Source organism: Rhodococcus sp. P-2 (assembly GCF_016598535.1).
GTDB classification, from domain to species: domain Bacteria; phylum Actinomycetota; class Actinomycetes; order Mycobacteriales; family Mycobacteriaceae; genus Rhodococcus_F; species Rhodococcus_F baikonurensis.
The window spans coordinates 313,172-339,479 of record NZ_CP066779.1; the positions used below are offsets into that span (position 1 = coordinate 313,172).

Annotated in this window: 24 protein-coding genes; 6 read left to right on the forward strand and 18 right to left on the reverse strand. The window is 63.1% G+C overall.

Annotated elements, in window-relative coordinates; genetic code table 11:
• Positions 1 to 25 precede the first annotated feature (25 nt).
• On the reverse strand, positions 26 to 1,321 hold the full coding sequence (locus tag I7X09_RS01475; protein ID WP_234036768.1) for an MFS transporter: 1,296 nt from the start codon (positions 1,319 to 1,321) through the stop codon (positions 26 to 28).
• A gap of 158 nt (positions 1,322 to 1,479) precedes the next feature.
• Between I7X09_RS01475 and I7X09_RS01480 the strand changes: the two genes are divergently transcribed.
• Complete coding sequence (locus tag I7X09_RS01480) at positions 1,480 to 1,905, forward strand: pyridoxamine 5'-phosphate oxidase family protein (RefSeq protein WP_095970664.1); 426 nt, start codon at positions 1,480 to 1,482, stop codon at positions 1,903 to 1,905.
• A 76-nt stretch (positions 1,906 to 1,981) separates the two neighbouring features.
• Here the strand turns inward: I7X09_RS01480 and I7X09_RS01485 are convergent, their stop codons facing one another.
• The 5 genes from I7X09_RS01485 to I7X09_RS01505 form a co-directional block, all read right to left on the reverse strand.
• A complete protein-coding gene (locus I7X09_RS01485; protein ID WP_200315219.1) occupies positions 1,982 to 2,761 on the reverse strand; it encodes a nuclear transport factor 2 family protein in 780 nt (259 codons plus the stop codon).
• The gene (locus tag I7X09_RS01490) at positions 2,758 to 4,488 is read right to left on the reverse strand and encodes an acyl-CoA dehydrogenase family protein (RefSeq protein WP_200315221.1); all 1,731 of its coding nucleotides are present in this window, start codon (positions 4,486 to 4,488) and stop codon (positions 2,758 to 2,760) included. The genes I7X09_RS01485 and I7X09_RS01490 overlap by 4 nt, the downstream gene beginning before the upstream one ends.
• A gap of 58 nt (positions 4,489 to 4,546) precedes the next feature.
• The gene (locus I7X09_RS01495) at positions 4,547 to 5,206 is read right to left on the reverse strand and encodes a rhomboid-like protein (protein ID WP_200317613.1); all 660 of its coding nucleotides are present in this window, start codon (positions 5,204 to 5,206) and stop codon (positions 4,547 to 4,549) included.
• A gap of 22 nt (positions 5,207 to 5,228) precedes the next feature.
• Positions 5,229 to 5,900 (reverse strand): O-methyltransferase, encoded by a 672-nt coding sequence (locus I7X09_RS01500; protein ID WP_095970668.1) that lies wholly within the window; start codon positions 5,898 to 5,900, stop codon positions 5,229 to 5,231.
• A gap of 79 nt (positions 5,901 to 5,979) precedes the next feature.
• Complete coding sequence (locus I7X09_RS01505) at positions 5,980 to 7,725, reverse strand: proline--tRNA ligase (RefSeq protein ID WP_095970669.1); 1,746 nt, start codon at positions 7,723 to 7,725, stop codon at positions 5,980 to 5,982.
• A gap of 55 nt (positions 7,726 to 7,780) precedes the next feature.
• Between I7X09_RS01505 and yaaA the strand changes: the two genes are divergently transcribed.
• Positions 7,781 to 8,524, forward strand: coding sequence for a peroxide stress protein YaaA (gene yaaA, locus I7X09_RS01510; protein ID WP_007735009.1), 744 nt, complete (start codon positions 7,781 to 7,783; stop codon positions 8,522 to 8,524).
• 12 nt (positions 8,525 to 8,536) lie between these two features.
• Here the strand turns inward: yaaA and I7X09_RS01515 are convergent, their stop codons facing one another.
• The 10 genes from I7X09_RS01515 to mqo all read right to left on the reverse strand — a co-directional run bounded on the left by I7X09_RS01515 (position 8,537) and on the right by mqo (position 19,897).
• Positions 8,537 to 10,045, reverse strand: a complete 1,509-nt coding sequence (locus I7X09_RS01515; RefSeq protein ID WP_200315223.1) for a protein adenylyltransferase SelO — start codon at positions 10,043 to 10,045, stop codon at positions 8,537 to 8,539.
• Positions 10,046 to 10,080: 35 nt separating this feature from the next.
• Entirely contained in the window at positions 10,081 to 10,509 is a 429-nt protein-coding gene (locus tag I7X09_RS01520; protein WP_200315225.1) for a CBS domain-containing protein, read from the reverse strand.
• An 80-nt stretch (positions 10,510 to 10,589) separates the two neighbouring features.
• The gene (locus tag I7X09_RS01525) at positions 10,590 to 12,056 is read right to left on the reverse strand and encodes an MFS transporter (protein ID WP_200315227.1); all 1,467 of its coding nucleotides are present in this window, start codon (positions 12,054 to 12,056) and stop codon (positions 10,590 to 10,592) included.
• A 59-nt stretch (positions 12,057 to 12,115) separates the two neighbouring features.
• Positions 12,116 to 13,342, reverse strand: a complete 1,227-nt coding sequence (gene cobA, locus I7X09_RS01530; RefSeq protein ID WP_007735001.1) for a uroporphyrinogen-III C-methyltransferase — start codon at positions 13,340 to 13,342, stop codon at positions 12,116 to 12,118.
• On the reverse strand, positions 13,339 to 13,752 hold the full coding sequence (locus I7X09_RS01535; protein WP_124566261.1) for a cobalamin biosynthesis protein: 414 nt from the start codon (positions 13,750 to 13,752) through the stop codon (positions 13,339 to 13,341). Before I7X09_RS01535 ends, cobA begins: the two co-directional genes overlap by 4 nt.
• Positions 13,736 to 15,112 carry a cobyrinate a,c-diamide synthase gene (locus I7X09_RS01540; protein ID WP_124566262.1) on the reverse strand — a complete coding sequence of 459 codons (1,377 nt, stop codon included), beginning with the start codon at positions 15,110 to 15,112 and terminating at the stop codon, positions 13,736 to 13,738. Before I7X09_RS01540 ends, I7X09_RS01535 begins: the two co-directional genes overlap by 17 nt.
• Positions 15,106 to 15,720, reverse strand: a complete 615-nt coding sequence (cobO, locus tag I7X09_RS01545; protein WP_019748043.1) for a cob(I)yrinic acid a,c-diamide adenosyltransferase — start codon at positions 15,718 to 15,720, stop codon at positions 15,106 to 15,108. The genes I7X09_RS01540 and cobO overlap by 7 nt, the downstream gene beginning before the upstream one ends.
• 21 nt (positions 15,721 to 15,741) lie before the next feature.
• A complete protein-coding gene (locus I7X09_RS01550; RefSeq protein WP_234036769.1) occupies positions 15,742 to 17,706 on the reverse strand; it encodes a magnesium chelatase subunit D family protein in 1,965 nt (654 codons plus the stop codon).
• A 224-nt stretch (positions 17,707 to 17,930) separates the two neighbouring features.
• A complete protein-coding gene (locus tag I7X09_RS01555; RefSeq protein ID WP_003942808.1) occupies positions 17,931 to 18,407 on the reverse strand; it encodes a GNAT family N-acetyltransferase in 477 nt (158 codons plus the stop codon).
• A gap of 11 nt (positions 18,408 to 18,418) precedes the next feature.
• Positions 18,419 to 19,897: a malate dehydrogenase (quinone) gene (gene mqo, locus I7X09_RS01560; RefSeq protein WP_234036990.1), complete on the reverse strand. Its 1,479-nt coding sequence runs from the start codon at positions 19,895 to 19,897 to the stop codon at positions 18,419 to 18,421.
• Positions 19,898 to 20,103: 206 nt separating this feature from the next.
• Here mqo and I7X09_RS01565 point away from each other — a divergent pair, with 206 nt between their 5' ends.
• Together I7X09_RS01565 and mtr are read left to right on the forward strand one after the other, a co-directional pair.
• Complete coding sequence (locus I7X09_RS01565) at positions 20,104 to 21,153, forward strand: alpha/beta hydrolase (protein WP_200315231.1); 1,050 nt, start codon at positions 20,104 to 20,106, stop codon at positions 21,151 to 21,153.
• Positions 21,150 to 22,526, forward strand: a complete 1,377-nt coding sequence (gene mtr, locus I7X09_RS01570; RefSeq protein WP_020969385.1) for a mycothione reductase — start codon at positions 21,150 to 21,152, stop codon at positions 22,524 to 22,526. Before I7X09_RS01565 ends, mtr begins: the two co-directional genes overlap by 4 nt.
• Positions 22,527 to 22,604: 78 nt before the next feature.
• On the opposite strand, the gene I7X09_RS01575 is transcribed toward mtr, so the two are convergent.
• Both I7X09_RS01575 and I7X09_RS01580 read right to left on the reverse strand, forming a co-directional pair.
• Complete coding sequence (locus I7X09_RS01575; protein ID WP_200315233.1) at positions 22,605 to 23,150, reverse strand: alpha/beta fold hydrolase; 546 nt, start codon at positions 23,148 to 23,150, stop codon at positions 22,605 to 22,607.
• A gap of 243 nt (positions 23,151 to 23,393) precedes the next feature.
• A complete protein-coding gene (locus tag I7X09_RS01580) occupies positions 23,394 to 24,095 on the reverse strand; it encodes a TetR/AcrR family transcriptional regulator (protein WP_234036770.1) in 702 nt (233 codons plus the stop codon).
• A 26-nt stretch (positions 24,096 to 24,121) separates the two neighbouring features.
• Between I7X09_RS01580 and I7X09_RS01585 the strand changes: the two genes are divergently transcribed.
• Both I7X09_RS01585 and I7X09_RS01590 read left to right on the forward strand, forming a co-directional pair.
• On the forward strand, positions 24,122 to 25,267 hold the full coding sequence (locus I7X09_RS01585; RefSeq protein ID WP_200315235.1) for a hypothetical protein: 1,146 nt from the start codon (positions 24,122 to 24,124) through the stop codon (positions 25,265 to 25,267).
• On the forward strand, positions 25,260 to 26,291 hold the full coding sequence (locus I7X09_RS01590) for a phosphotransferase family protein (RefSeq protein WP_200315237.1): 1,032 nt from the start codon (positions 25,260 to 25,262) through the stop codon (positions 26,289 to 26,291). Before I7X09_RS01585 ends, I7X09_RS01590 begins: the two co-directional genes overlap by 8 nt.
• Positions 26,292 to 26,308 lie beyond the last annotated feature (17 nt).

Genomic DNA, 26,308 nt, shown 5'->3' on the forward strand with positions numbered 1-26,308 from the left:
GCGCCAAGCTACGAAACTGACATTTTCAGATGCGCACCCGCGTGCAGGAGATCGACACTGCACCGAGCAGTCCGACGATTGCGAAAGCGTAGAAGCCCCACGGCACGGCGTACCCCGCACCCAGGAGAACTCCACCCAGAATCGGGCCACAGATGGCACCGACCCGGCCGACGCCTGCCGACCATCCGAGCGCTGTCGCGCGAATCCGAGGTGGATGATTGGCGCTGGTGAAGGCGTAGACCAATACCTGCGCACTGAACACGAAACATCCGGCGAGGAAGACCATCACGTAGATCCCGAACGACACCTTCACGCTCAGTAGCGCCAGGAACAACGCCGCTCCGGCAAACCACACGATGGCTGCGGTACGCGGGCCGATCTTGTTCGCCACACCCCCGGCGATCAACAGTCCGACGACGGCTCCGGCATTGAGGATCAGAAGGAACGTCAACGACGCTCCGAGGTTGTATCCGGCCTCGCGCATGATTGTCGGAAGCCACGTGTTCAATCCGTAGACGAGCAGCAAGCCCATGAAACTGGTGATCCAGATGGCGATGCTGTTACGCAGGAACTTCGAAGAGAACAGTGCGCGAACGGGATTGGCAGCTTCGGCGCGCCCAGCTTCGGACGTAGGCGCAGCCTCGAGTTCGACGCCGTAGCGGGCAGCGATTTCCTCGGCCTCGGCACGCTTTCCGTGAGCGAGAAGGTATGACGGGGATTCCGGCAGATACCGCAACATGAGTGGAATGAGGACGACGGCAGGAAGTGCGCCGACAACGAACATCGCTCGCCAACCGAAAGGCTCGATCACGACGAGCGCCAGCGCGGCGGTGGCAACGGCGCCCACGTGATAGCCGGTCATCAGCATGGTCGACGCAGATCCCCCGCCTTGCTTCTTCGAGAATTCGTTGACCAGAGCCAATGCCGTCGGCAGGGCGCCACCCAGTCCCACACCGGCGAGGAAGCGCAGCAGTCCGAAGATGAACGGATTGGGCGCAACTGCGCACAACAGAGTCAGAATCGAGAATGCGGCAACGGCGTACAGCAGCGCGCGGCGTCGACCGATGACGTCGGTGAGAGTGCCGATGACGAGGGCGCCGATGGTCATGCCGATGAGCCCGAAGGTCGAGATCATCGTGATCGTGCCGGTACTCAATCCCCACGCGTCGTAGTCGAGAAGCGAAGGAATGACAGCGCCGAGTACGACCAGGTCGAATCCGTCCAGAAGCACAGCGATCCAACACAAAGGCGCCACCCACATTGCGGCACGCGCCCCACGCGAACCGGTAATTGAACTCGACTGCGTATGCGGTGCGGTCATCGGATCCTCGACATTCACTGCTTGGGGGCGTTCGCGACCGGTTCGGATCCAGTAGTTCAGATCGAAAATGTTCGCATTGCGAACGCATGTTCATAATTAGCACATCGATTGTGTACGGAGTCACAACGCCGTGTCAAACGTCGCGGTAATCTCGAGGAATGGCACTCTCCGAAAATGAGCGTGAACAGTTTCTGGCCGAACCCCACATCGGGGCGCTGTCCGTAGCGGACGGCGCCGAACGCGGTCCCTTGACCGTCCCGATCTGGTACCTGTACTCGCCCGGTGGCAAACCATGGATCCTCACGGGCAAGGATTCACGAAAGGCACGACTCATCGAGTCGGCCGGACATTTCTCGTTGATGGCCGAAAGGCTCGATCCGACAATCCGTTACGTCAGCGTCAGCGGATCCGTCGACAAGATCGTTCCGGGCACCGACGAGATGCTGGTCGAAGTCTCGCGGCGTTATTTGACCCCGGACAAGGTCGACGGGTATCTCGAATTCGCGCGATCGCAGTTGGGTGAGCAGGTAGCGATCTACATGAATCCGCAGCACTGGCTGTCTGCGGATCTCGGGGCGATCTGACACTTCACCGAAAAGCGAAGACTCGGCGCGCCGGAGTGGCGCGCCGAGCCTGTCCTGCATTCGAGTGTTCTCGGTATCAGCTTTCGGTGAAGAAGCGCACCCGATTGAGGCGATGACCGCTCGCCTCGAAGCCGAACAGTGCGATGGCCGGTTCTCCGCACACGACTACGCTCGCCGTCACAGTGCGACCGGCAACCAGCATCTTGCTCTTCGTCACGCCGGTGAGCAGAGCGTTGACATCAGCATTGGACAACGGCGTGCCCGCCGGAAGCTCGACGGGCACCGGCGGCGTTCGACCGACAGCGGCCGCCTCGAGGAACCGCGAAGCTGCCTTCTTGCCTGTGTCTCCGACGCCGAAGATGCCGCGCGAGAATCCGAGCGCTCCCCCGATCCCCTGGTTCGAGAGCAACTGCGGAGTCAGTTTCGCGGCCGCCTTCACCCCGGCAACGCCGGCGGTAGCGAGCTGGCTCAGCATCGTCGCCAATTCCCAATGCGCATAGAGGGTTCCGATCCGCAACGAATCCGGCTCCCCCACCAAGTCGTAGCGCAAATGCATCGGCACGTCGAGGACGACTCCAGTCGACATCTCGGTAGCGAGGCTCAAATCACGCCACACCGTGCGGCCGCACACGATGTCTCGCTCGACATGGAAGGTGATCGAGTTGGGGGCGATGAACGTGTCGTAGAAACTCTCGATCGCCGCCTGACCGTTGTGCGGACGTGAACCTACCGGGTCGTTGATCTGGCCCTCTTCGGCAAACAGGGCAACCCAGGTCGAGCGGTCATGCGCGCCGACGGCTTTCGGGGATCCCTCCACGACGGCCATCAACTGCTCGCGCGTCACCGGGGCCGTCATGCGCGCATCTCGTATGCACCGTCGTACGCCTTGACCTGCTGCCACACCCGGTCGAAGCGTTCACTGTCGACGACAGGCTTCCGCACCGCGGCCAAGGCCCACTTCTGCTGCTCCGGCGTCGACGACGGCTTTCCGTGCAGTGCGATCGCGTATCCCGAGAAGTCGCGGATCTGGAAGTCGAAGATCTGATCGACGACGTCGGCGTCGAGCCCGCCGATCTCGGCCTGCTCGAGAATCAGATGGCCGTAGACAACGAGGGAGAACAGGTGCCCCACGTTGAGCATGAAGTCGAGATCCTTTTGCTGCTGCGCGTCCGGCGCTGCCGCAGTGAGCAATTCGGTGAGCGCGATAGCCTGCTCGTAGAAACGAGCGACGTTCGGAATCGACGAGTGCTTCTCGTAGACGGGCTTCCACTCGTGGAACTGAATCTTCGCAGCGCCGCGGGTAGGCCCCTGATTCCAGAAGAACTCGTCATCGGCGGCGTCGTCACGAGTAACGATCTCCGGGAACTGCGCCGAATTGAACAGATAGTTCGGCAAGAACTTGAGGATCAGGCCGACGTTGACGTGGACGGTGCCCTCGAGTTTGGGCAGCGTGCCGATCATCTGCGCTGCCTCACGGAAGTACGTGGACTTCTCGTAGCCCTTGGCTGCGATCACGTCGTGGAGCAAGCCGACGACCTTCTCACCTTCCGAGGTGACCTTGGCCTTGGTCATGGGGTTGAACAGCAGATAGCGACGGTCTTCGAGGCTGGCGCTGCGGAAGTAGTCGACCGCCCGGGCACTGAACTGTTTCATCGCGATGAGACGTGAGTACGCGTCGACGAATGCGGCGCGAACGTGGGCGAAGTCCGTGACCGGATTGCCGTAGAGAATTCGATTCTGCGCGTGAGTGATTGCCTCGAAGAACGCATGTTCGGTGATCCCGATGGAGCCGGTGCAGAGGTTGAACTTTCCGACGTTGACCGTGTTGAGCGCGGCCTCGAATGCGGCGACGCCGGCGTGCAGAATGTCTTCCTCACGGACCGGGTAGTCGTCGAGGCGGAAATTGCTGACGTACATCTGGCCGCGCAGGACGTTGTCCACGAGTTGATAATTCGGATGTGCGCTGTCGGCGACGAAGAACACGTAGCCTTCGGGACCCTCGACGTCGGTACGACGCCCGAACACCGACACCATCCCGGCTACGTTGCCGTTCCCGATGTAGTACTTCTCGCCGCTCGCACGGAAGGCGACATCACCGTCGGCGGGAGTGAGAAGCATGTCGGTGGAGTACACGTCGGCGCCGTGGTCGCGCTCGGACAGTCCGAACGCCATGACTCCACCATCGGCGAGTTCCTGTGCTGCACGCTTCTTCGCTGCGTCGTTGTCACTCATCCAGATCGGTCCGAGTCCGAGGATCGTGACCTGCCACGCGTACCAGTACGCCAGCCCGTAGAAACCGAAGATCTCACTCAGAGCTGCGTTGCGGGCACCGTCCCAACGACGGTTCTCGTCACCGTCGGCGAACGCCGCCGGAGTCTGGAACGTGGCGAACAACTTCTCCTTGCCGACGAACTCGAGAAAGTCGGAAACCCACACTGCGTCGAGGTCGTCCTGAAGCAGTTGCTTCTTGCCGCGGTTCTCGAACCATTCGATCGTGGCTCGCAGCAAACGGCGGGTCTCAGGATCGAACTGAGCGGGGTCGTAAGTATGGGGGTTGAAGAGCAATCCATCGGTGCCAGACACGTCATTACCTTTCGTCGATGACGCTAAACTACCAGCGGGTAACTTTCCGCGGTGCGATTCATGGAAGACCTGCGATTCTTCGCGAATGCCACAGGTCCATAGGATTCCACGTGCCGGCCCGAGCACGGGTGATCGGGTAGCACGCCAACCCGAGCAACAACGCAGACATGTGGCCGATTGCGGTGAAATTGGTGGCGAAAATCAGAGGTACACCGTAGAAGAGCAACAAGCCCGCGAGATAGACGTACCGCCACGGATCGACGATGCGGTACAACAGAATCCCCATGATGCCGGCCAGACCGTAGCTCACGCCCACGTCGAGAGTGTTGACCGCCGACTCCGCCACGTAGCCGTGCCGAATACCTTCGTACAGAACACCTTCGCTGATGTACGTGGCTCCGACATGGGCGATGACGACAACACACAGCCACCGCCACGTCCCGAGCCAACGCTCAGCCGTGGCATGAAAGATGGTGAACAGAACCAGGTATCCCAACCACCCGCCACCTTCGAGCCAGAAGGCACTCGAGAACAGGACTCGTAGCGGGTCTTCGGCCAGGTGATGCAGATTGGTCGAGCGCTTGCCGAGAAAACGCTCCTCGACATTGTCAGGCAGATGCCGCAGGAACAGTGTGGTGAACAGCAGGGCAAGCAACCAGACGTATGTACCGGGAGCACTGCGCACCCATCGCCATGCCGCCTTTGCTGCCCCCAGCATCCTCACCGCTTCGAGTCTGCGCTCACTCGTTCACTACTGCAACGGCAAACCCGTCCCATCCCTTCGAACCCACGGTTTGAATGGCGGTGCCGTCGAGTTTCGGCTCGGCCGCGATCATCTCCAACACCGCTCGACTCGCTTTGACGCGCTCGTCGTCGATATCCGGGTTGGACACATGTCCCCCACGCACCACGTTGTCCACGATGATGACGGTTCCGGGATGCGAAAGGGCCAACGCCCACCGCACGTACTCGGTGTTGTTCTCCTTGTCGGCGTCGATGAAGACCAAGTCGAAAGGACCCAACTCTTCCTTCGCGATCGACGGGAGGCTGTCGAGCGCGGCCCCGACGCGGATGTCGACACGGTCAGCCAAGCCGGCGCGCTCGATATTCGCCCGAGCGACATCCGCATGGGTGGGATCGAATTCCAGCGTGATGACCTGGCCCGAGGGGCCGACCGCGCGAGCGAGCCAGATCGTGCTGTACCCGCCCAGCGTTCCGATCTCGAGAACATTGCGCGCCAAGCACATTCGCGCCAGAAGATTGAGGAGCTTGCCCTGGTTCGGCGCCACGTCGATGGGCGGGAGACCGGCCTCGGCATTGGCGGCGAGTGCCGCGTCGAGAACCGGATCTTCACCTACCAGCGTGGAAACGAGATAGCCGTCGACTTCTGCCCAATCCGGTTCGCGTTCCATAGCCACGATTGTGGCAGAAAAGAAGGGCCGCCGCAGATACCTCGAAAGGTGGCTGCGGCGGCCCTGACAGCTGATCGAATCAGCCGCGAACTGCGCTGATGATCTCCTCGATCGCCGAGTCCGCGTCGATCTCACGGCTCTCGCCAGTGAAGCGGTCGCGAATTTCGACCTTGCCGTCTGCCCAACCACGGCCGACGACAACGATCAGTGGAACGCCGATCAGCTCGGAGTCCTTGAACTTCACGCCCGGCGATGCCTTGCGGTCGTCGAGGATCACTTCGAGTCCCGCGCGGTCGAGCTGCGCGGCGAGGCCTTCTGCACCTTCACGAGCGGTCTCGTCCTTGTTCGCGATGACGAGGTAGACGTCGGCCGGTGAAACCTCGGCCGGCCAGCGCAGGCCCTTCTCGTCGTGATGCTGCTCGGCGATGACCGCCACCAGGCGCGAGACGCCCACGCCGTACGAGCCCATGGTCGGACGGACGGGCTTGCCGTTCTCGGCGAGAACGTCGACGGTGAAGACGTCGGTGTACTTACGGCCGAGCTGGAAGACGTGCCCGATCTCGATACCGCGAGCCGAGACCAGCGTGCCGGCTCCGTCCGGAGAGGCGTCGCCGTCACGAACCTCGGCGGCTTCGATGGTTCCGTCAGGGGTGAAGTCGCGACCGGCAACGAGGCCGACCACGTGCTTGCCGTCTTCGTCGGCGCCGGTGATCCAGCTCGTGCCGTCGACGACGCGCGGATCGACAAGGTAGCGAACGCCGTTGGCCTGCAGAGCCTTCGGGCCGATGTAGCCCTTGGCCAGGAACGGGTTGTTCTTGAAGTCGGTCTCGGTGATCATCACGAACTCGGCCGGCTCCAGCGAAGCTTCGAGGCGCTTTTCGTCGACCTCACGGTCGCCGGGGATGCCGATACCGAGCAGTTCCCACTCGCCGCCGGGCAGGCGGGTCTTGACCATGATGTTCTTGAGAGTGTCGGCGGCGGTGATCGTGCGGCCGAGGTCGGCACCGTTCGCCCAGTCCACGAGGGTGTCGATGGTGGGTGTGTTCTCGGTGTCGTACACCTTCGCTTCGGGCAGCCCGTCGAACGGAATCGAGTCGGGAACAACCGTCTTGACGGCCTCGACGTTGGCGGCGTAGCCCGACTCGAGGCAGCGGACGTAGGTGTCTTCGCCGATCTCGCTCTCGGCGAGGAACTCTTCGGAAGCGCTACCGCCCATCGCACCGGAGGTGGCCGAGACGATGACGTATTTGACGCCCAGACGCGTGAAGATCTTCTCGTAGGCACCGCGGTGCGCCTGGTACGACTCCGTCAGACCTTCGTCGCTGAGGTCGAAGGAGTACGAATCCTTCATGAGGAACTCGCGACCACGCAGAATGCCCGCACGCGGACGCTCTTCGTCGCGGTACTTGGTCTGCACCTGGTACAGGGTGACCGGGAAGTCCTTGTACGAGTTGTACTCACCCTTGACCGTCAGAGCAAAGAGCTCCTCGTGCGTCGGGCCGAGCATGTAGTCGTTGCCCTTACGGTCCTTGAGTCGGAACAGGTTGGGGCCGTACTCGGTCCAGCGGTTCGACGCTTCGTAGGGATCGCGCGGGAGTAGTGCAGGCAGCAGGATTTCCTGCCCGCCAATGGCATTCATCTCTTCGCGAACGACACGCTCTACCTCGCGCAGCACCCGCAATCCCAGCGGCAACCACGAGTAGACGCCTGGCGCGATACGACGCACGTAGCCGGCACGAACCAGCAGTTTGTGGCTGGCAACTTCGGCGTCCGAGGGATCGTCACGCAGGGTACGCAGGAACAGGTGGGACAGACGGGTAATCACGAGGTGTAAGGATAGTCGCCGCAGTAGGCGGAGCGGGCCTCGGTACGGTTACAGCGTGCTAGTACTGCTGCCTCCCTCAGAAACCAAGTCCGACGGCGGCAAGGATGCGCCCCTCGATCTGGCTGAACTGTCGATGCCCCAGTTGACCGAAACGCGCGAATTGCTGGTTCAGACGCTGGTCGATCTGGCCGCTGACGTCGAGGCGTCGTGCGAAGCGCTCGGCCTTGGTCCGACGCAAGCAGACGAAGTGGAGCGCAACGCCAAGCTGTGGGTGTCCGCGACACGGCCCGCGCTGCAGCGCTACACCGGAGTGCTCTTCGATGCCCTCGACGCGAAGTCGTTCACCCGTGCCCAGAAGGCCAAGGCTCTCGATCGGATCGCGATCGGTTCCGCTCTTTTCGGTGCTGTCCGCGCGGGAGATCTGATCCCCGCCTACCGCCTTTCCGGCGGGTCCAAGCTGCCGGGGATGGGCACGCTCCGCTCACTGTGGAAGCCGGAACTGCCGAAGGCGCTGGCCGCCGAAGCCGACGGGCTGGTGATCGATCTGCGATCGGGTACCTACCAAGACCTCGGACCGGTTCCGGACGCACTGATCGCCACCGTGCTCACCGAAAAGCCGGACGGCACCCGGACGGTGGTCAGTCACTTCAACAAGCACCACAAGGGCCTGCTCGCCCGTGCGCTGGTGGTCTCGCGTGCCGAACCGACCGATATCAAGGGGGTTGCGCGGGTGGCGTCGAAGGCAGGCCTGCGGGTGGAAATCGCGTCGGAGCGTGAATTGATCATCCTGACGGATTGATGGCTTCGGCTGTCAAGTGCCGCAGAAGGTTTGGAACGTCTCACTGAAGGACTGCGGGGCCGCCTCGGTGTAGTCGGACCAATCGTCGCGTCGGTCGAACGGGTGCGTGACCACCTCCAACAGCGTCTCGAATGGAACGAGGTCGCCGTCGGTCGCGGCGCGCAACGCAACGTCGAGCTGATGATTACGCGGAATGTACAGCGGGTTGACGCGATCCATGGCGCCGGCGGTCTCCGCGGACCCGCGCCCCTGTTCCGTCAGAGCGCCCTGCCACCGCTGCAACCAGGGCGCGATGTGGTCTCGTGGCACGAGGTTGTCGAGGGGCGCCGAATCTCCGCGCAGTTCGTCCGCGAGAGCGCGGAAACTGCCCGTCCAATCAGCACCGTGTTCCGCCAACAATGTCAGGAGATCGTCGACGAGCGTCCGATCGACGATCGCTTGGGCCAAACCGAGCTTTGCCGCCATACCGGCCGCATAGTGGTTCTGATAACGCTCGTCGAAGGTCTCGAGAACCGCGGACACCGCGGAAATTGATTCGTCGGGTGTGGAATCGATCAGCGTCAACAGTGTTTCCGCCAAACGCGCCAGATTCCACTTCAGTACAGCGGGCTGATTGCCGAATGCATAGCGGCCGCCGCGGTCGATCGAGCTGAACACTGCCGCCGGATCGAATGCGTCGAGGAAGGCGCACGGACCGTAGTCGATGGTCTCCCCCGAAATTGTCGTGTTGTCGGTATTCATGACCCCGTGTACGAAACCGACGAGCATCCACCTCGCCGCCAGTGACGCCTGCGCCTCGACCACCGCTTCGAAGAACCTCAGGTACCGATTGTGTGTACCCGTCGCCGACAGTTCGGTCAGCTCCGGGTAATGGCGGGCGACCGCGAAGTCGGCGAGCGACTGCAAGACCTCACCCTGCCGGGCCGCGAACTCGAAGGTCCCCACTCGAATATGGCTCGACGCAACCCGGGCAAGCACAGCACCGGGTTCCGCGCCGTTGCGGCGAACGTGGCGACCCGTCGCCACCACCGACAGCGCGCGCGTGGTGGGGATGCCGAGGGCGTACATCGCCTCGCTGACCAGATATTCGCGCAGCATCGGCCCTACGACTGCATACCCGTCGCCGCCCCGAGAGAACGGCGTGGGCCCGGAGCCCTTCAGATGCAAGTCAACTCGCTGCCCGTCATTGGTGACGAGTTCGCCGAGTAACAACGCCCGACCGTCCCCGAGTATTGGTGCGTATCCACCGAACTGATGGCCCGCATACGCCATCGCCACCGGTGTGGCCCCGACCGGCACCGTCGACCCGGACATGACGCCGACCCCGTCCGCGCTTTGCAGCACCGTCACGTCCAATCCCAACGACGCGGCCAGCTGCTCGTTCACCACGAGCAACTGCGGGTCAGGCGCGGCAGCACCCTGCCACAGCACGGTCAGAGCGCCCAGCTCGTCGGCGAAAGTGCTCTCGAGGCCGGCCACGATGGTGACCGCGCCTGCTGTGGATTCCTGGATTGCAGCCATCACACGAGAGTAGTCACCGTGAGACGACCTATCGATCAGCCCTGATCGATGTACGACTCGAGTTGATCGCGCTCACTCTTGAGCTCGTCGATGCGACTCTTCACCACGTCCCCGATACTCACGATGCCGAGAAGGCTGCCGTCCTCGATGACCGGCAGATGGCGGATACGACGCTCGGTCATGATCGCGGCAATGCTGTCCACCGCATCTGCCGGAACGCACGTGTACATCAGCGCGGTCATGACCTCGGAAACCTGGATGTCCAGGAGATCCGGGCCGCGTTCGTGCAGGCGTCGAACGACATCGCGTTCGGAGATGATCCCGACCACCGCGTCGTCGTCGACCACGACCATGGCCCCGATGTTGTGGCGGGCGAGATCGCACAGCAACCCGTTGACCGTCGTGTGGGCGCCAATGGTGACGATGCTGTTGCCCTTGTTTCGCAATATGTCCGCGATCCGCATCACGGCACCCCGATCCGTCGAGACTCTCGGCACGTCCTGCAACGATCGTATCGGCTGGCGAAGCGGATAAACAGGGCTGATCAGGCGATTCCCTGAGCTGCCTTCTCCGCCGCTTGTGCCTGGGCTACCTGGGCAGGAGTGAATTTGATGAACAGCGCGGAGATCGCAGCCAGCGCCGCGAAAATCGCACAGCCGAAGAGCGCAAAGACATAACCCTCGCTCAGCGCTGACAGCTGCGCGGGAGTCATGTCTGCAGCGACCCCGCTCACACCGCCGAGCGAGAGGGTTCGAGACGTCGCCATCGCGCCCACTATCGCCAGTCCCACTGGACCGAAAAGAACCTGAGCAACCTGTGCAATTGCGGTCAGCGGACCGATGTCCTGTGGGCCGACACCAGCAATAGCGCACAGTGGGAGCGGAACGACGGCCAAACCCACACCGAAGCCGATTCCCACGACGAGGACAAACAAGTTGCCCATGTAGGTGGTCGTCTCGTCCAAGGTCGACCCGTACAAGAGTCCCACGAACGTCAGCAGCGAACCCGTCACGATCAGCCATCGTGCCTGTACGCGAACTGCAAGTTTGGACGCGACGAATGCTGCCGCTCCCAGCCCGAATGCAAAGGGCACGAAGGCGAGACCTGCGTGGAGCGGGCTGTATCCGAGGATGTCCTGAACGAAGAGCGCCACGAACGGCGCCAACGAAAACATCACGGCGCCGATCAACGCGAGTGAAATGAACGTGAAGACACGGTTCTTGTTCTTGAAGAGGCTGAACGGCAACAGTGGATTCTCGGCGCGCCGTTCTACCAGGAGGAAGACGACGAACAACGCGACTCCACCGACGAGAGCACCCAAAACCGCAGGACTGGTCCAACCCATCTCGGGACCTTCGGTGAATCCGAAGACGATTCCGGTGCAGCCCAATGTGGCAAGAATTGCCCCTGGCACATCCAACTTCAGTCGCTCGGCTCCAGTCTCGACCAGGGCCTTGAATGCAAACCCGATGATCATCAGTCCGATGGGGACGTTGATCAGAAAGATCCACCGCCATGACACCTCGGTGAGTGCACCGCCGATGATCAAGCCCGTCACCGAACCGATTCCGGTCATGGCTGCAAAGATCGCGATGGCCTGGTTCCTGACGGGGCCGGGAGCAAACGTCGTCGCCACGAGAGCCAACGCCGTAGGCGAGGCGATCGCTGCACCGACGCCTTGGACAGATCTGGCCGCCACCAGCATCGCTTCGTTGGTGGCCAAGCCACATGCCAGCGAAGCGAGCGTGAACAAGATGACTCCGCTGAGGAACACCTTCTTGCGCCCGAAGGTGTCACCCAACCGGCCGCCCAGAAGCATCAGTCCACCGAAGGTCAATGCGTACGAAGTGATGACCCAGTTCCGACCGGAGTCGCTGAGATCGAGATCCTCCTGGATCCGGGCCAAGGCCAACGACGCCACCGTCCCGTCGAGCACCATCATCAACTGCATACCGCTCAAGACGATGATCGCCAGCCCGAATGCCCGTGTCGCCACGGGGTACTTCGTCATGGTGTTTTCGGACCCAGCAGCGTTTTCGGATCTCAGGGAATCAGACACAAGACTTCACGTTACCCAGCGTCGACAGAAAAGCCCGCGACCGGCCCGATCACGATGATCGCCGGAGGCTTGATCTCCTCGTCCTTGACACGCTGAGCAACGGTCGCCAGATCGGCCCGAAGTTCACGCTGAGTTCGCAACGTGCCCTCTTGGATCACGGTGACGGGCGTGGTTGCGGGGCGTCCACCGTCAACGAGCGCCTTCGCGAATTGATCGATGCGCTCGACCGCCATGAGCAGCACGATCGTGCCGCGCAACTTGGCCAGCGCCGACCAGTCGACCAGCGAATCCGGATGGTCCGGAGCCACGTGCCCACTGACGACGACGAACTCGTGGGTGACGCCGCGGTGGGTGACCGGGATGCCTGCGGCCGACGGGACCGAGATCGCGCTCGTGATTCCGGGCACTACGGTCACCGGAACGCCGGCAGCGGCACACGCTTCGAGTTCTTCGTATCCCCGCCCGAAGACGTACGGGTCCCCGCCCTTGAGGCGGACCACGAACTTGCCTGCCTTTGCGTTGTCGATCAGTGCGGCGTTGATGGCCTCCTGAGCCATGGCACGGCCGTACGGAATCTTCGCGGCGTCGATCACCTCGACGTCCGGACCGAGTTCGGCGAGCAACTCCGGCGGAGCCAATCGGTCGGCCACGACGACGTCGGCCCGGGCGAGCAACCGGCGTCCTCGCACGGTGATCAGGTCGGGGTCACCCGGGCCACCACCGACGAGGGCAACACCCGCAGCAGCAGGCTCGGCCGTATCGGCGAGGACGCCCGACTGAAGACCTTCGACGACGGCGGTGCGCACGGCTGCCGAACGACGGTGATCGCCGCCGGCCAGAATTCCGATGCTCATACCGTCGTACTCGGCGCTGGCGGGAGTCACCGCCGTGCCGTGCTTCGCGTTGTCGGCGCGCACGCAGAAGATGTGGCGACGCTCCGCTTCGGCGACAATCGCCGCATTGGTTTCGGGCTCGTCGGTCGAGGCGATGGCGTACCACGCACCTTCGAGGTCACCGTCGGCGTACGGACGCTCTTCCACAGTGATCTGTCCGGCCGTGGCCATACCTTCCACCGCCGGGGTGAATGCGCGGCTGATGACGTGAACACGGGCACCGGAGGCGACCAGCAGTCCGAGTCGGCGCTGAGCCACAGTGCCGCCACCGAACACGACCACGCGTCGATCGGTCAGGTTGAGGCCGACCAAGTAGTTGGTCTCGTCTGCGGTGGACTCGCTCACTCGCACTCCGTTTCGTCGTCAGAATTGTTCAAGCTGGAGGGAACTTTACGGGCCGCGGCTACGGTCACTCCATCCCTGGCAGTCTTGGTCACTACGAGCCGGCCACCCCCGGAGGCGAGGATTGCCGCCGCTTCCGCGACGCTTGCCGTCCCGATCGCGTGTTCGACGCGAGTCGACGGTGACGGAACCCGAACTCGCCCAAGTACGTCCGAGTCGAAACTCGCAATCGGGACGTTCAGCTCATCGGCCGCTGCCAACAGAGCCGAAGACGCCGCCTTTCCGGTCACAGTGGCGAGGACCACGATCCTCTCTTGCCCCCGCAGCACGGCGTTCACCGCAGCGACGATGTCCTTCGCGGTGGCACTCGTCGTGAATCCAACACCTATACAGAGGTCATCCCCGAGCGGCATCGACGAACTTCGCGATCGATTGGGGCTGCCCCACCGGATGAGTGTGCAGATACGACGCGTGGACGCCGCCGCGAACAAATCCTTCGCGGACACTGCCGCCGTCCCACGGCCGCCATCCCCACGCGCCGGCACAACCGTCCGCGTCTGTCGAGACGAGAGACGTTCGGTGGAACTCGTGACCGGTGACACGGGAGCCCGCGTCGAAGAGGCTGGAGTCGCTGATCGCCACTGCCTCGCGGTAGCCGAGGGTCAGGCGTTTTCCGAACGTCGCGTCCACCCCGACAACACCGGACATGCTGTGACCGTCCAGGCTGCGCGCGAGGTAGAGCAGTCCGGCACATTCCGCATGGATCGGTGCACCGCCGTCCGCCAGGTCACGAACCTGCTGCAGCAGAACGGTATTGGCCGCAAGGTCCACCGCGTGTTCTTCCGGGAAGCCACCGGGAAGGACCAGAGCGGCAGTTCCCGCGGGAAGCTCGTCGTGCAACGGATCGAACACCTGCACGTCCGCGCCGGCAGCGGTCAGCAGCTCCCGATGCTCGGCGTAGCCGAAGGTGAAGGCAGGTCCACCAGCCATGGCGACCACCGGCCGAGATTCGGCGTGCCCGCCGATTTCGGCAACCGGATCCCATGCAGCAGAGCTGACGTTCGAGGCGGCCAGCGCGCGAACAGCACCCAGATCGACGTGCGAGGCAATCAGGTCGGACATCGCGTCCACCGCGGCCACGGCGGCCGCGCCGTGCTCGGCCGCCGGAATCAGACCGAGGTGCCGAGACGGAACTTCGAGTTCCGGCAACCGCGGTACCACTCCGAGCACCGCGACGCCGACCTTGTCGCACGCATGACGTAACACCTGCTCGTGACGAGCGCTCCCGACGCGGTTGAGGATGACGCCGCCGATGCGCACACCTGCGTCGTACGTCGCGAAGCCGTGCAGTACGGCGGCCAGACTCTGACTGTGTCCACGGGCGTCGATGACGAGAACCACCGGCGCACCGAGGATTGATGCGACCTGCGCCGTCGATCCTTCGGCCGACGGCTGCGAGTTGGCCTCGTCGATCTTGCCGTCGAACAAGCCCATGACACCTTCGACCACCGCGATGTCGCAGCCGCCTGTTCCGTGCCGGTAGAGCGGGCCGATGCGATCGGGACCCACCAGGACAGTGTCGAGGTTGCGTCCAGGTCGACCCGCGGCGAGCCCGTGATATCCGGGATCGATGTAGTCAGGCCCCACTTTGAAAGGCGCGACGCTGCTGCCCGAGCGCCGGAGCGCACCGATCAATCCCGTTGCCACCGTGGTCTTTCCGCTACCCGAGGCAGGTGCGGCAATCACCACGGCCGGGGTGGAAGAACTCACCATTCGATACCCCGTTGACCCTTTCGGCCGGCATCCATGGGGTGCTTGATCTTGGTCATCTCGGTCACGAGGTCGGCGGCGTCGATCAGCGCCTGCGGGGCGTCGCGTCCCGTGATGACTACATGCTGGTTGCCCGGACGATCGCGCAGTGTCTGCACGACCTCGTCGACGTCGACCCAACCCCACTTGAGTGGGTAGGTGAACTCGTCGAGGACATAGAATCGATGTTCCTCGCCCGCAAGCCTTCTCGCGATCTCCTGCCAACCCTCAGCGGCAGCAGCGGCATGGTCTTCTTCGCTACCGGCCTTGCGTGTCCACGACCAGCCCTCGCCCATCTTGTGCCACTGCACCGGCCCACCGACACCGGTTTCGTCATGCAGGTTTCCGAGGGCGCGGAATGCGGCTTCCTCACCGACCTTCCACTTGGCGCTCTTCACGAATTGGAAGACGCCGATGTCGAAGCCCTGGTTCCAGGCGCGCAGCGCCATGCCGAAAGCGGCAGTGGACTTGCCCTTTCCAGGGCCGGTGTGTACGGCGAGCACCGGTGCGTTGCGACGCTGACGCGTGGTCAGACCGTCGTCGGGAACTGTCTCGGGAACACCCTTAGGCATCGTGAACTCCTGAGCTGGGATCTAGGCTGCGGCGCGGACGACACCCGCGACCTGCTGCGCTGACAATTCGGCAAGGCGGACGTAACCGCCACGTAGTTCTCGGGCCAACTCGGCTGCCAACCCCAGACGCACGAGGCCGGTCTCGCAATCGACGACGATGGACGCGACAGACGCGTCGGCAAGAAGGTGCGCGGCGACACGGGCGCGATGCAGCGCATCCTTGCCGCCGGTAGCCCGGCCGTCCGTGAGCGTGACGACGAGGGCTCGACGCTGCGGATCACGAAGACGCTCCCGCAGAACCACCTCACGGGCACGCAGGAAGCCCTCCGCGAGTGGCGATTTGCCGCCGGTACGCATGGACTGCAGACGACGAACAGCGATGTCCACCGACGACGTCGGCGGCAGTACGAGCTCGGCCTCGCGACCACGGACCGTGATGACGGCGACCTTGTCGCGGCGCTGATAAGCGTCGCGCAGCAGCGACACAACCGCACCGGTGACCGCTGAGAGCCGATCGCGTGCCGCCATCGACCCCGAGGCGTCCACAACGAAGACGATCAGATTGCCTTCTCGCCCTTCACGAATCGCGCCACGCAGATCGGCAGGTGCCAGCCGTAAGCGTCCTGCGGTACGACCGCGCGCAACTTGGGACTCGGCTGCGGCGAAGACCGTGCTCGTCAGATGCAATCCGTGGCCACGTTCCCGCGTGGACCGCACGACCCGTCCGCGGGACGACATGGACCGCGAGCGGCGTCCCGGTGCACCTTCGCCGACGCCAGGAACCTCGAGGAGCTTGGCCTTGAATTCGCCGGCCGGAGGTGCCGAAGGTCGATCGGTGGCGCGTACTCCCCCACCAGGTCCGTCAGGGCCTTCCGGGCCGTCGTCGTCCGGACCCTCGTCGTCCGGACCGCCGTCTTCGGGGCCACCCTCTTCCGGGCCAAGGTCTTCGTCAGGGCCACGGTCTTCGGGACTCTCGGGAGGTTCGGGCTCTCCGTCGCGCGCGTCGTCCTCGACCTGAGACTGGGCGTCCTGATCGGCCTGCTCGAGTGCATCGTCCAACTGCTGCTGGTCCAAGCCCGGCTCGTCGAACGGATCACGGCGGCGGCGATGCGGCAGCGTCAGTTCCGCCGCTACCCGCACGTCCTCCGCAGTGACCTCAGTGTCGCCTCGCCACGCGGCGTGGGCGGTCGCGGTGCGCGCGAGCACCAAGTCTGCGCGCATTCCGTCGACGTCGAACGACGCACACAGCGAGGCGATACGTCGCAGCTCCCGATTGCTCAGCTCGACCGAATCCAGCTTCTCACGCGCCGTGAGGATTTCGGCTGCCAACTCGTGATCGGCTGATTCGTACCGAGCGACAAATGCCTCGGGGTCACGCTCGTAGTCGAGGCGGCGACGCACCACTTCCATGCGCACGTCGACGTCGCGGGAAGCTGCGACGTCGACAGCCAGACCGAATCGGTCCAACAACTGCGGACGTAGTTCTCCCTCTTCGGGATTCATCGTGCCGACGAGTACGAACTTGGCCGGGTGCGAATGGGAGATGCCGTCACGCTCGATGTGGACCCGGCCCATCGCCGCGGCGTCGAGAAGCACGTCGACCAGGTGGTCGTGAAGCAGATTCACCTCGTCGACGTACAGAACACCCTGGTGAGCGGCGGCAAGCAGGCCCGGTTGGAAAGCGCGCTCACCGTCACGGAGAACTTTCTCGAGGTCGATCGAGCCGATAACTCGGTCTTCGGTGGCGCCGACGGGCAGTTCCACCAAGCGGGCCGGTCGCATCGTTCCGGCGTCGTCGACCGCGGGCAGCAGCGCAGTCAGCGCGCGCACGACCGTCGACTTGGCAGTTCCCTTCTCACCGCGGACCAGGACTCCACCGATCCCCGGATGCACCGCACACAGGATCAGCGCCAATCGCAATTGATCCTGGCCGACCACAGCACTGAACGGGAAGCCCGCCACTGGTCGATCTTCTTCACTTCGCACGTCGATATCCCTCCACCTCTCGGTTTCCTCGCCGAGAATTTGGCTGCACTCGAATGTCGCGGCAACCTGGCTGAGATCTCCCGGTCAATCGGTAGAGGAGAGATCTTTCACAGTGGCGGGACCGCGCCTGGATCGAACAGGACTTCCCCGCGAGCATTCGGTATCGAAAAAACCCTAGTCGGCTCACTTTCCCATGAGCCGACCAGGGTCAAATCTCCGACGAACTAGCTGACAGCCACGAAAGGCTCTCCCCCACCACGACGCATCGGGGTGTGCGGGATGCCGTCTTCGATGAACTCTTCGCCGTCGGCCTTGAACCCGTGCTTGGCGTACATCTCGACCAGGTAGGTCTGGGCGTTGATCCGACACGGCGCTTCGCCGACCTCGGCCAGCGCAGCCTGCAGCAGTCGGGTCGTATGCCCCTGTCCACGAGCCTGACGCGACGTGCAGAGACGTCCGATTCGGAAGCTCTTGTTTCCGTCGTCGTGCTCTTCGAGCAGACGGAGTGTGCACACCACCTGGCCGTCCTGCTCGAGCCAGAAGTGGCGGGTTTCCGTCAGCAGGTCCCGCCCGTCCAACTCGGGATACGGGCAGGCCTGCTCGACGACAAAGACCTCCACTCGAAGCTTCAACAACTCGTAGAAGGTCTTGTTGTCGAGGTCGAGTGCCCATGAACGCTTCAAAGCTGCTGTTGCCGTCATGGGTTGGACTATCACACAGTCGCGGCGGTATCCGCGACCGGAGCCGATTGGGAAGCACCGGCAGAATCGAGTTCGAGAACCTTCGAGGACCAATCCCAGACCTGGTTGAACAGGCCTTCGTTGTCAGTGAGTTTGACGCCGATGGACGGAACCATCTCGCGAAGCTTGCCCTTCCAACCCTGGAACTCGGTCGGGAAGCAGCGCTCGAGCACGTCCAGCATCGCCGGAACGGCCGTCGACGCACCGGGCGAAGCACCGAGCAGGCCGGCGATGGAACCGTCCTCAGCGGCGACCACAGCGGTGCCGAATTCGAGAACACCACCCTTGCCCTTGGCCCGGCGGATCACCTGGACACGCTGGCCGGCGGTGATGAGTTCCCAGTCCTGCGCCTGCGCCTTGGGCGCGAATTCACGCAGATCCCAGATGCGACCGGCTTCGTTCTTGGCGAGCTCGCTGACCAGGTACTTGACCAGGCCGAGCTCGCTGACACCGACGCCGAGCATCGAGAGGATGTTGTTCGGCTTGACCGAGCCGGGCAGGTCCGTGACGCGACCCTGCTTGAGGAACTTCGGCGACCAACCGGCGTACGGGCCGAACAGCAGACCCGGCTTGTTGCCGATGACACGGGTGTCGAGGTGAGGCACCGACATGGGCGGGGCGCCGACAGCAGCCTTGCCGTAGACCTTGGCGCTGTGCTGGTCGATGAGTTCGGGGTTGGTGCAGCGCAGGAAAGCGCCGCTGACCGGGAAGCCGCCGAAGCCCTTGGCTTCCTTGATGCCCGACTTCTGCAGCAGGTGCAGGGCGCCGCCACCGGCACCGACGAACACGAAGCGCGAGCGAACGGTGCGCTTTTCACCGGTACGACGGTTGGTGACCTTGACGGTCCAGGACTTGTCCGAGTTCTGGGTCAGGTTGGTGACCTCGTGGCCGAAGTACATCTTGCCGCCGGTCTTACCGATGTAGCCGATGAGCTGCTTGGTGAGCGCTCCGAAATCGACGTCGGTGCCGTCTTGGCTCCAGTTCAGGGCGATGGGATCCGAGAAGTCGCGTCCCTTGGCCATGAGTGGCAAACGCTTGCTGAACTCGGCCGGATCGTCGATGTATTCCATGCCGCGGAAGAGCGTGTGGCCGGCAAGTGCGTCGTAGCGAGCACGCAAGTACTTGGCGTTGGCCTCACCGTGAACGAAGCTCACGTGTGCGATGGGGTTGATGAATTCCTTGGGCTGAGTCAGGACGCCCTGCTCGACCGCGTGTGCCCAGAACTGGCGGGACACCTGGAACTGCTCGTTGACGTTGACGGCCTTCTTGATGTCGACCGTGCCGTCCGAGTTCTCCGGGGTGTAATTGAGCTCACACAGGGCGGAGTGACCGGTTCCCGCGTTGTTCCAGGGGTCGCTGCTCTCGGCTGCGACGGCATCGAGCCGCTCGAAGGTCGAGATCGACCAATCGGGCTGCAGCTGGCGCAGCAATGCGCCCAGCGTGGCGCTCATGATGCCTGCGCCCACGAGCACTACATCCGTCTTCGTCTCTACCGCGTTCTGATTCGACACTGGAGAATCGACTTCCTTGTCATTAGCCGTGCGCGCATCCGCCTGCTGTGTTACGCCGAATAGGTTACCCGTGCGTACTCGCGCGGTTCACCACCCCCAATTGTGCTCTACAACGCGCACCCGAAACGACGATTAGATTGTGATTTGTGACTACTTGGGTTCCAGACGTCCTCGGTGACGGATATCAGCAGCTGACGATCCCCCTCGGAACGGATCCGGACGGCGAAGGCGAGGTGGACGCAACACTGGTCCGCTACCAACCGCAGAAGGAGGCGGTGAAGACACGTCGTGCCGTCTTGTACGTGCACGGCTTCACCGACTACTTCTTCCAGAAGCACCTGGCCGAGCATTTCGCCGAACAGGGTTACGCGTTCTTCGCACTCGATCTGCGTAAGTGCGGGCGCTCCCTCAAGCCGGGGCACACAGCTCATTACGTCTCCGACCTTGCGCTCTACGACGCCGAACTGAACGAAGCGCTGCGCATCGTCCGCAGCGAGACCGAGGGCAGCGAGGTGTTGCTCATGGCGCACTCCACCGGCGGTCTGATCGTTCCGCTCTGGCTGAACCGTTTGCAGCGCAAGCCCGGTGGCAGCGCCGGAGCCGGAATCTGCGGGCTGGTCCTCAACAGCCCGTGGTTCGACCTTCAGGGGCCTTCGGTAGTTCGCAACGTCGGCACTACAGCGATCGACGCCCTCGGACGAGTGTCGGCAAAGACCGTGATCCCGGGAACGGGACTACCGACTTACGGTTCCAGTCTTCATGTTTCGGCCAACGGCGTCTGGGATTACAACCTCGATTGGAAGCCACTGGCCGGCTGCCCCGTCACCTTCGGGTGGATGCGCGCGGTTCGAGCGGGTCACGCGAAACTTCACCGCGGCCTCGACATCGGAGTGCCTGCGCTGATCCTGCGCTCGAAGAAGTCGCAGTTCGCGAAGGCGTACAACCCGAGCGTCGACCTCGCCGATTCCGTTCTCGACGTCAAGCAGATCGCACGCTGGGCGGGGTGCCTCGGCGATCGCACCACTATCGTCCCGATCGACGGCGCCCGCCACGACGTGTTCCTTTCCACCGAGAAGCCCTTGGCCACAGCCTTTTCCGAACTCGATCTGTGGTTGGAGTGGCTCGACGGCCACCTCACCCCGGCCGCGGAAAGTTCGGCAAGCACAGCAAGCAACACACAGGAGATCGCGCAGTGACGCACTACGACCTTGCAATCATCGGCAGCGGATCCGGAAACTCGCTGCCCGACGAGCGGTTCGACGGCAAGAAGATCGCAATCCTCGAAGAGGGCACCTTCGGCGGAACGTGCCTCAATGTCGGGTGCATTCCGACCAAGATGTTCGTCTACGCCGCCGAGGTGGCACGCACCATCACCACTGCCGAGAAGTACGGGGTCGACGCCACGCTCGACGGCGTCCGTTGGTCCGACATCGTCAAGCGCGTCTTCGGCCGCATCGATCCCATTTCTGCAGGTGGAGAGCGGTACCGCAGCGAAGACAGCCCCAACACCACCGTCTATCGCGGCCACGCCACGTTCACCGGCGACAAGACGATCGACACCGGAACCGGCGAGACCATCACCGCTGACCAGGTGGTCATCGCAGCCGGTTCACGTCCGATCATCCCGGAAGAGATCGCGTCGAGTGGTGTGAAGTACTACACCAACGAAGACATCATGCGACTGCCGGAACTCCCTGAACACCTCGTGATCGTAGGCTCCGGATTCATTGCCACCGAGTTCGCACACGTGTTCTCCGCGTTGGGTTCTCGCGTTTCGATCATCGGTCGCAGCCAGAGACTGCTGCGGCACCTCGACGACGAGATCTCCGAGCGCTTCACCGAGTTGGCCGAACAGAAGTGGGACGTCCATCTGGGCTCCCCCCTCACGTCGGTACGCGGCGACGGCGACAACATTGCCGTCGAACTGGCAAACGGCACAGTCGTTTCCGGTGATGTCCTCCTCGTCGCGGTGGGTCGGCAGCCCAACGGCGATCTACTCGGCCTCGACAAGGCCGGAGTCGAACTCGACGACAAGGGCTCGATCGTGGTCGACGAATACCAACGCACCACCGCCGAGGGTGTCTTCGCGCTCGGTGACGTCTCCTCGCCCTACCAACTCAAGCACGTCGCCAATCACGAAGCGCGAGTCGTTCAGCACAACCTGCTCCAGGACGCGTGGAAGGACACGTCCGGGCTTCGCAGCACCGATCACCGCTTCGTACCCGCTGCAGTGTTCACCGACCCTCAGATCGCCGATGTCGGAATGACCGAGAAGCAGGCTCGCGACGCCGGACTCGACATCACGGTCAAGGTGCAGGCATACGGCGACGTCGCGTACGGCTGGGCGATGGAAGATCAGGAGGGCATCTGCAAGGTGATCGCCGAGCGCGGCACCGGACGCATCCTCGGAGCCCACGTCATGGGTACGCAGGCCCCGACCGTCATCCAGCCGCTCATCCAGGCGATGAGCTTCGGTTTGTCAGCTCAGGACATGGCCCGCGGCCAGTACTGGATCCACCCGGCCCTGGCCGAAGTCGTCGAGAATGCACTGCTCGGCCTCGACATCTGACCACGACCAACCCGCATGACGCCGACAAGGCGGGCACTCCACATAGTGGGAGTGCCCGCCTTGTCGTAGGTCAGAGTGTCACCAGGGGCTGGTACGCAGCACGATCTCGGTTGCGAGTTCGGCCGGTGCCGACTTCACGACGTCGTCGACACCCGGAAGTTCCGTCACGCGAAAGTCGGAGTACACGAAACGACCACTGGCGTCGGCGATGGCCCGTCCTCCACTGCCCACGACGACGGTGGTCGGAACCTCGACCGGCGGAACGCCGGCAAGATCGCTCGCCGACGGGTGACCACGGTCCACGGCGATCAAACTCGCGAAGCGGCCGAACTGACGTGCAGCCAACAGCCACGCGAGATCGGCACCCTCCCGGTGACCGACCAGATTCACCCAGGCGATGTTCAACTCGTCCAGCAGTACCACTGCCGAGGTCTCGTCGAGATTCTCGATCGATTCCACCGCGACGGTCCGCAGATCCGAATGATGCAGTCGCTCACACACATCGTCGTACAAGTCGACGGGGTCGCCCTTGCCGGGAAGCAGGAGTACCGCATGCTTGCTGACCGGCCCGTCGATCCGAACGGTGCACGAACCACTGCCCACCGCTACTCGAGTCAATTCCATGTCTGGAAACGGTACGCGATCCACACTGTGGAGGACCCTGGAGTCGACAGAAGTATGACCACTCATACATTCACACCACCGCTGCGAGCCCGATTTGTTCGCTCTGTACCCCCTCGTTACCCCCTCCCTTCCGAGCGAAAGTGGCTTTCGGCGCATCTGAGGCGACCGATGTACCGTTCGCTCGGGTGGGGGTGGGCCGAAGCCCCGGTCGACTGACCAGGCGAACAGCCTCGGTTCAGCTGGTCATCGACGTGCCTCGGCACCGGCGGCCGTGAGAAGCAGAACCAGTGCGTCCGCAGTACGCGTACAGAACGCGTCACCGTCGGCGAGGCCACTCGTGAGGCCCCGCACGATGGTGGTTGCAACGAGAATGTCGAAGGCCACATCGGCGGTCGACACGATTTCCGCGTCGGCCCGCTCGGGAAATTCGACACGCACGCGCTCGGCGAGCGCGAGCCGGGCCGGGTCTTCCGATCTCCGAACCAGTTGTTCGTAGGCGCCGTCTTCTTGATGGTAGGCCGACAGCAGGCCGGGAATCGCTGCGCGCGTTGCCGGTTCGGCAACTCTCGCGAGGAACCATCTCGTCCAGGCCTGCATGTCGTCACGCAAATTCGACGTGGTCACCGGTAGCGCCGCATCCTGCATTCCGAAGACCGCATCCTCGATGATGGATTCCTTGGTCGCCCAGCGCCGATAAATTGCGGCAGTGCCCAGTTCGGCCCTTCGCGCGATGGCTGTGATCGTGGTCTTCTGGTAACCCTGCTCCGCCAGCAACTCGCGGGCGGCGGTGAGGATGGCGTCGTCCACCTGCGGATCTCGAGGGCGCCCCACTCCGACGGTGCCGATACGTCGATCCTTGCGTTGGTCCACAACTGCGGACAGTACCCGACCGGTTTCGCCGAAAACCATTACGTTGCGTAGCGCTCCGTAATAGATTGTGGACATCCACCCCGTTGACAGAAGGACCTACCGTGATCACACCGCACGACGAACTACTCATTCATCAACTCCCGACGACACTCGACCACGTCTCGCAAAGTGACCTGCGCTGGACCGAACGCATCGTGATGTACGGCTTCGACAAAACGGGCGAGGTCAGCATCATGACGGGGCTGGCCAAATACCCGAACCGCAACGTCCTCGACGCCTACGCGATGGTGACGCGCAAGGGTGAGGAAGCCCGCGTGGTGCGCCTGTCCACCGAGTTGAACCCTCAGACCGGAGGACTGGCAGCGTGGAGTGTGGGGCCGTACACCTATGAAATCGTCGAACCACTCCGCCAGGTACGTTCCACGGTCGACGCAAACGAACACGGATTGAGCCTGCAACTCGACTTCCACGGCGACTTCCCGGTGTACGAGCAGGCGGCAGCGTTCCATCGCACGCGCGGCCGCGTTCGCGAAGACGCCCGACGCTTCTACCAGAACGGCACCATCACGGGTTGGATCGAAATCGACGGCACCCGCATCGACATCGATCCCGACAACTGGTGGTTCGGCCGCGATCACTCGTGGGGCGTACGACACGGCGGTGGCGGCGGCAGTCTGTCCGAGGGCGCGAACCTGCAGCCGTCCGAGGTTCCGAACGGAGTCCTCTATTACATGGGGATATTCCAATTCGACGACGAGGTAGTGCATTTCGCGCAGCGCGAAACCAGCACCGGCGCGCGCTGGCAGTTCGAGGGCGAGGTGCTCTTCCCGATCGGTTCCGGCAAGGACGCGCTACCGATCATCGACGTCGAACACGACCTGAAATTCCGTGACGACATGCGGGTGGTCGAATCCGGCACTTTCACCGTGCACCGAGCGGACCGGACCACCGACGTGATCGAGGTGAATCCAGTGTGCGATTTCTGGCCCGGACTGGCCGGTTACGACGAGTACCGGGGGTACGCCTCCGGCATGTACCGCGGCAAGGACTTCAGCGACAGTTTCACTGTCGACATCACGAACCTCGACGAGATAAGGCAGGTGAGCATGCTCAGCGAGACGCTGTGCGAGGTCCGCATGGGAAACAAAGTCGGATACGGACTCGTGGAAATGGTCTTCATGGGCGTCAATCCCCGCTACGGGTACACCGATTGGAGCAACACGCGGACAGGGACGAACAATGACTGACCGAACAGCCGCCGAAGACATCGCGTCCACCCTTGAACCACTTGTCCGGGAGCATATTTCGGGTGCTCGGGATGCCAAGATCGTCAACTTCAAGCGCACCGAACGCGGATTCTCGACGGAGACATACCTGTTCGAATTGGACGGTGCCACCGGCGAGGCGAGCGGTTTCGTTTTCCGGCGTCCACCAGAAGTTTCGCTGTTCCCCGACTACGATCTCCGCCGCCAGTTCCTCGTGACACAAAGGCTCGCGAAGTCCGACCTCGCAGTCCCCCACGTTCGGTGGATCGACAGCGGTGACAACCCACTCGGCAGCCCCTACTACGTCATGGACCGAATCGGTAATGCCGAGGCGCCCAGCGACTTTCCGTCATATCACAGCGCCGGAACCTACTTCGACGCCGACGAGGAAGGCCGAGCGAAGATGTGGTGGGGATGCGTAGAGACGATTGCGCAGATCCATCGTTTGGACCCGGACAAGCTCGAACTCGGATTCCTCTCCTACCCCAAGTTCGGCACCCATCCGGTCGAACAGGCGGTGAACTACCTCGACTGGGCCGTTCGTTGGGCATCGCCGGACCTACCGCCGATATTCGACAAAGCACTGGCCTGGCTGAGGGAGAACATCTACCAACCCGAACACGTGACACTGTGCTGGGGCGATGCCCGGATGTCGAACATCCTCTACGGCCCGGACCAGTCGATCGCCGGGGTTCTCGATTGGGAGATGGCCTACCTCGGCGATCACGAGGCAGACCTCGCCTGGCTGTTGTTTCTCGATTGGGCGTGTAGCGAATTCGAGGGACACACACCTTTGCCAGGCACTCCCAGCCGAGAAGAGACCATTGCCCGCTACGAGGAACTGACCGGCTGGAGGGTCGAGAACCTTGTGTTCAACGAGGTAGTCGCTGCGGTTCTGCTTGCTGTTCCGCTCCTGCGCCTGTCCACGCATCTCCAACTCGGCGAACATACGGATATCACTGCGTTCTGCAAACATCGTCTCGAACAGTTGCTGCGAGAGCATTAGTCGTCCGCGAGTGAGTA